The sequence below is a fragment of the Candidatus Binatia bacterium genome (assembly GCA_036382395.1).
GTDB lineage: Bacteria > Desulfobacterota > Binatia > HRBIN30 > HRBIN30 > JAGDMS01.
In genome coordinates this window covers 1-5,343 of record DASVHW010000200.1, presented here as the reverse complement: position 1 = coordinate 5,343, position 5,343 = coordinate 1, and the positions used below count along the sequence as shown (strand labels likewise).

Annotated in this window: 5 protein-coding genes; 1 reads left to right on the top strand and 4 read right to left on the bottom strand. The window is 65.4% G+C overall.

The window, feature by feature from the left end:
- Positions 1 to 241 precede the first annotated feature (241 nt).
- On the top strand, positions 242 to 1,243 hold the full coding sequence (locus tag VF515_09180) for a zinc-dependent alcohol dehydrogenase family protein (protein ID HEX7407806.1): 1,002 nt from the start codon (positions 242 to 244) through the stop codon (positions 1,241 to 1,243).
- 40 nt (positions 1,244 to 1,283) lie between these two features.
- On the opposite strand, the gene VF515_09175 is transcribed toward VF515_09180, so the two are convergent.
- The 4 genes from VF515_09175 to VF515_09160 form a co-directional block, all read right to left on the bottom strand.
- Positions 1,284 to 2,276, bottom strand: a complete 993-nt coding sequence (locus VF515_09175) for a transglycosylase SLT domain-containing protein (protein HEX7407805.1) — start codon at positions 2,274 to 2,276, stop codon at positions 1,284 to 1,286.
- A 211-nt stretch (positions 2,277 to 2,487) separates the two neighbouring features.
- Positions 2,488 to 3,339 (bottom strand): SDR family oxidoreductase, encoded by an 852-nt coding sequence (locus VF515_09170; GenBank protein HEX7407804.1) that lies wholly within the window; start codon positions 3,337 to 3,339, stop codon positions 2,488 to 2,490.
- Positions 3,327 to 4,442: a Gfo/Idh/MocA family oxidoreductase gene (locus tag VF515_09165; GenBank protein ID HEX7407803.1), complete on the bottom strand. Its 1,116-nt coding sequence runs from the start codon at positions 4,440 to 4,442 to the stop codon at positions 3,327 to 3,329. The genes VF515_09170 and VF515_09165 overlap by 13 nt, the downstream gene beginning before the upstream one ends.
- 95 nt (positions 4,443 to 4,537) lie before the next feature.
- On the bottom strand, positions 4,538 to 5,343 hold an 806-nt coding region (locus tag VF515_09160), incomplete at its 5' end, for an acyl-CoA dehydrogenase family protein (protein ID HEX7407802.1).

The window sequence follows — 5,343 nt, the reverse complement described above, 5'->3', positions numbered from 1 at the left end:
CTCCCACGCGGAAAAAACGCGCGGGAGAGGCCGGCGCTACTTGGAGAAAATCGACAGTCCCCTTGCCAAGGGGAGACAGAGCGGGTCGGCAACCGGCTCAGAAGACCTCGGCACGGTCCGGCAGCGCCGGGCCGTGTCGGGTCATCGCAACGAAGACGAGTAACGAGTTGGAAGACGTCAATTCCGCCAGGCTCGTCTTCGCGGGCTTGTCCCCCGTCACTTATGGCTGCAAACTGGTCTTATGAAGGCGCAAGTCCTCACCCACCCCGCACCGATTGACACCTCACCGCTGCGGCTCGAAGACCTGCCGCTCCCTGAGCCCCAGGGCAACGAGGTGCGGGTGCGGGTGGAGGCCTGTGGCATCTGCCGCACCGACCTGCACGTGGTCGAGGGTGAGCTGCCACCGCAGGTCGAACATATCGTTCCGGGCCATCAGGTGGTGGGGATGGTCGATCGCTGCGGCCCGCATGCCAAGCGCTTCACAGAGGGCGACCGCATCGGCATCGCCTGGCTGCGCTACACCTGCAGCACGTGCCGTTACTGCAAAGCGGGCAACGAGAACCTCTGCCCCAATGCGCGATTTACCGGCTGGCATGAGAATGGCGGCTACGCCGAGTACGCCGTGGTGCGCGAGGATTTCGCCTATGCCATTCCGCCGGCGCTGGGGGTCGCCGCGGCAACCCCGTTGCTGTGCGCCGGTATCATCGGCTACCGCGCCTTGCGCCGAGCCGACATGCGGCCTGGATGCCGGCTGGGGCTGTATGGCTTCGGCTCGTCGGCGCACATCGCCATCCAAGTAGCACGCCATCTCGGCTGCACGGTGTACGTCGTGACGCGCGACGCACCGCATCAAGCCCTGGCGCGGGAATTGGGAGCCGCTTGGGTCGGCGGCGCGGGCGACACACCGCCAGAGAAGTTGGACAGTGCCGTGCTGTTCGCGCCGGCGGGAGACCTGGTGCTCCCCGCGCTCGAGGCCCTCGATCAGGGAGGGACGTTGGCATTGGCCGGGATCTATCTCAGTGATATCCCCAGCCTCAATTACGAACGCCATCTCTTCCACGAGAAGAACCTGCGCAGCGTCACCGCCAACACGCGTGCCGATGGTGAGGAACTTCTCCGCATCGCCGCCGAGATCCCGCTCCGTCCGCACACCACGCCCTTCCCGCTCTCCGACGCCAATCGCGCCTTACAGGCGCTCAAACACGACGGCATCCAAGGCTCGGGCGTACTGATGGTGGCGTAGGGGCTCGGGCGCAGCATGCTGCGCCCCTACATCCCGGAGGTCAGCGTGTGGGCTGGTGCGCGCGTGGCGCAGGGCTCTCCTGAAAACCCGGAATCCCGACGCGCTGCACGCGCAGCGCATTGTCGCCCTCCTCGTACCGCGGCAGGTGCCCCTCGCTGCGCCAGAGACGATACGCCAGGGCGGCGCAGAGGACACGGATCGGGTAGTCGCGCGGCAGATGCTGCAGATACGGCTGGATGGTGATGAAATCACGCGCGCCGTATTGCCGCATGATGGAACGCAAGCCGCCGTTGCGGGGCCCGATGTTGTACGCCAGCAACCCTAGGAACAGATCGCCAGGCATCTCATCGAGGTAGTGTCGCAGCGTGGCCGCGGCGACGAAGGCATTGTGGCGCTGATTGAGCCCATCCAGCCGTTCGACCCCCAGGCGCTTCCGCGCTTCCTTGACGGCGAGCAGCGGTGGCGCGGTGATTTGAAACAAACCCCGACCACCGTCCGAGCTGTCGCGCGGGTAAAAGGCGGATTCAGCGGCGCCAACCCCCATCAGCACTTCGGGATCGACGCCGAAGGCCGCAGCCGCTTCGTGCACCGTCGGTTCGTAGACGCGGGCGCGTTCGAGGACGCGCAGCATCTGATCCAGATCTGTCCGCCGGTAGGCGGCATATACCTGGTGACCAATCGCCACCCGCTCGGCCTCGGCGCTCCCCCCCACCAGCGTACGCAGGCTCGTCACCTCGCGAGAAAACGTTGGATACGACGCCAGCCAGGCAGCACCGCCAGCCGTGACCAGAGCAGCAATAAGTGGCCACACCAACCCAAACCGTCTGAGCCAACTGCGCAGGTTGAACCACAGCCACAGCGACACCGCCGTCAGCAGGCCGAGCACCAGCACCGCGCCGGCAAAGGTCAGGAGACGGGGCCATGAACCGGCACCGCTGAACCATTCGACGCAGGAGCCGAGCAGTGCCAGCTCACCGACCAGTGCCGCCGCCAGCAAGGCAACAACTTCTACCGCGGTAGCTGCCCCGGTCAACCATGGGCGTCCCCCACGACGTGAACGTCGGCGAGGCCGTCGTCGCTTCGGTCGCGGTTCCAGCTCTCCCGTTTTCACGCCGCTGCCGGCCGGCGCTTGCCCTGCCACTCTACCCGTCATCCCCCACCGGCGACTATGGTAGCGCCAAGCCGCCAAGAGAAAAAGCTGAAAGAAGGCCTTCTCCCAGAAACCAGAGACCGGAGACGTTCGCTTAGTGTCCGGTGGACTTGGGTTTACGTTTCTCCATGGACCTTCGGGCGCGTTTCGCGACCGCGTCAATCGTGGTGCGCTTGGTGTTGCGGCGCATGAATACGGGCGCCAGGGCACGCACGATATAGCCAGCGGCGATCAGGCGCGGCACCGTGATTTCATGCTTGCCTCGCGCCAAGGCATCGATCACCGCGTCGACCACGCGCTCGGGTTCGATCATCATCCGGCGCGACACCGGCGGCATGCGCTCGAGCGCCTCGGCGTCAAAAAATGGGGTGTTGATGGTGCCGGGACAGACGGTGAGCACGTGTATGCCGAGATCCTCCAGCTCGATCGAGAGCGCCTCCGCCAAGCCCACCATGGCGAACTTCGAGGCGGCGTACGCACTCTCCTCCGGCACCCCGAGCTTTCCGGCAACGGAAGCCACAAACACACACCAGCCCGTGCGACGTTCGGCCATGTGCGGAACGAGCGCTTTCGTCCAATAGAGCGCGCCGAGGAAGTTGACCCGCAGCATGCGCTCCATGTCGTCAAGGTCCCAATCGAGGAAACGACGATGGTGGCCATACCCGGCGTTGTTGACCAGAATGTCGACGGCGCCGAAAGCCGCCAGCGCCTGCTCCGCGCACGCAAACACCTGGGCACGCTCGGCCACATCGCAGGGGAGCACGAGCGTCTGGCCGCCGTTCGGCCCGATCTCCCTGGCCAGCTGGCGCAGCTCGGACTCGCGCCGCGCCACCAGCGCCACGCGTGCCCCCTCACGCGCCAAGCGCAGCGCCAGCAGCCGGCCGATGCCGCTCGACGCGCCGGTAATCACCGCGTTCTTGCCGCGGTATGACGTCAATCGAGGCACACGGTACTCCCGCCCTCAGCCTGAAAATGCGGCATGTCCACTTCCTCGCCCGTTTGCGCCGCGTGGTACACGGCCGCCGCCAGGCGCTGCGCCGCCAGGCCGACACGCATGTCGGGCGACGGCACGCGATCGTCCAAGAGCGCGCGCACGAATGCCAGGTCCTGTACCAGATACGATGCGCCATACCATTCGCGCAGCACCTCGGGAACATTCTGCTGCATGGCTACGAAGCGCCCCATCACGTCATCTGCAGCCACCACTTCTTCGGCACCATCGCCGCACTGCCGGATGATCTCACCGATCATGTCGTGGTCGCTGGCAATGAAGGCACCCTCACAGAAGATCTCCAGCCGCCGATTCGACGGGCGCTGTATCATGTTGTGCCAGAGGTTGACGAGCTGTGCACGCAGGCCGCCGGCGAACAGCAGCTCCACGGCCATGTAGTCTTCCACGCCCGGATGGCCGGCGAAGTTGCGCTCCCAGGCCCGCAACCGTTCGACGGGCCCGAAGAACCAGGTGAGCAGATCGAGGTCGTGCACCCCGTGCTCGATCAACGTGCCACCGGCCGTCAGCCTTCGGTCGGCGCGCCAGGCGCTGTCGTGCACGCCGCGGATCGGGAACACTTGATCGTCACGGAAGACCACCGCCAGCGGCCGTCCCGACTGAGGATCCCGCAGCATGGCCCGCATCACCGTGTAGACGGCGGAGAAACGCAGCACCAACCCTATCTGCGAATGCACGCCCGCGCCTTCGACGGCGGCGACCATGCCGGCTGCCTCGCCGCAACTCATGGCCAGCGGCTTCTCGCAGAAGATATGCAGCCCACGCGCGGCCGCGGCATGTACCAGCTCGGCGTGATAGCGCGTCGGCGTACAGACGAAGACCGTATTGATATCGGTCTTGGCGAGCAGATCGAACCCGTCGGCGAAGGTCTGCGGGTAGCCGTAGGTCGATGCAAAAAAGGCGCGCCGCTCGGCCAGCGGGTCGGCAATGGCGACCAGCTGCACCTTGTCGCCTAGAGCCCGCGCGATCTGCTGGAGCACGACGGAATGCGTTCCGCCGATGATCCCGGCGCCGATGACACCGATGCGGACCGACTGCATAGGAGGAGTCAGAAGTCAGGAGTCAGCATACAAAGTCAAGAGCTGTACGCAAACGGCGCTTCTCCCGGATTCTGGCTTCTGACTCCTGGCTTCGTTCAGCTCAGCTCTTTGCTCGAATACCCGAGGATGCGGCGGGCAATGATCATCATGTTGATCTGCTGTGTGCCCTCGAAGATGTCGTTGATCTTGGCATCGCGCATCCACTTTTCGAGCAGGTACTTGCGCGAGTAGCCTAGCGGTCCGAGCAACTCGACCGCCTTCTGGGTGACCTGGGTGACGGCGAGCCCCGCCTTCGCCTTCGCCATCGACGCTTCGAGGCTGTTGCGCATGCCCTCATCCATCATCCAACTCGCGCGCCAGGTGAGCAGCCGGGCCGCCTGCAGATTCGCCTCCATATCCATGAAATCGCGCTCCATCGCGGTGAGCTTCCTCGGTGAGATACCATAGCGAATCTTCACGCCGCCCTTGTCCAAGGCTTCACGCACGAACTCCAGGGCGGCACGGCCGATGCCGATGGCGCTGGCCGCCACGGCCGGACGGGTGGCATCGAAGGTGGCCATGACGCCCTTGAAGCCTTCGGTGCCCTGTTTCACCTCGGGGCTGCCAAGGAGGTTGTCGAGCGGCACCCGGCAGTCCTCGAATACGATGGCGGCGGTGTCGGAGGCGCGGATGCCGAGCTTGTGTTCGACACCGGTCACGGTCATGCCCGGTGTGCCCCTCTCCACCACGAAAGCCTTGATGCCGGCGCGCCCGGCGGATCTGTCCACCGTCGCCCACACGACCACGAAGCCGTCGGATTTTTCGGCCGCCATGAGACCGCTGGTGACGAAAATCTTGGTGCCGTTCAGCACCCAATAATCGCCGTCGCGCACCGCGGTCGAGGTGATGGCGGCGGAGTCGG

What these genes read in the sequence shown, in the direction of transcription:
- VF515_09180 (HEX7407806.1), top strand. Translation starts at nt 242, where the DNA reads ATGAAGGCGCAAGTCCTCACCCACCCCGCACCGATTGACACCTCACCG.
- VF515_09165 (HEX7407803.1), bottom strand. Translation starts at nt 4,442, where the DNA reads ATGCAGTCGGTCCGCATCGGTGTCATCGGCGCCGGGATCATCGGCGGA.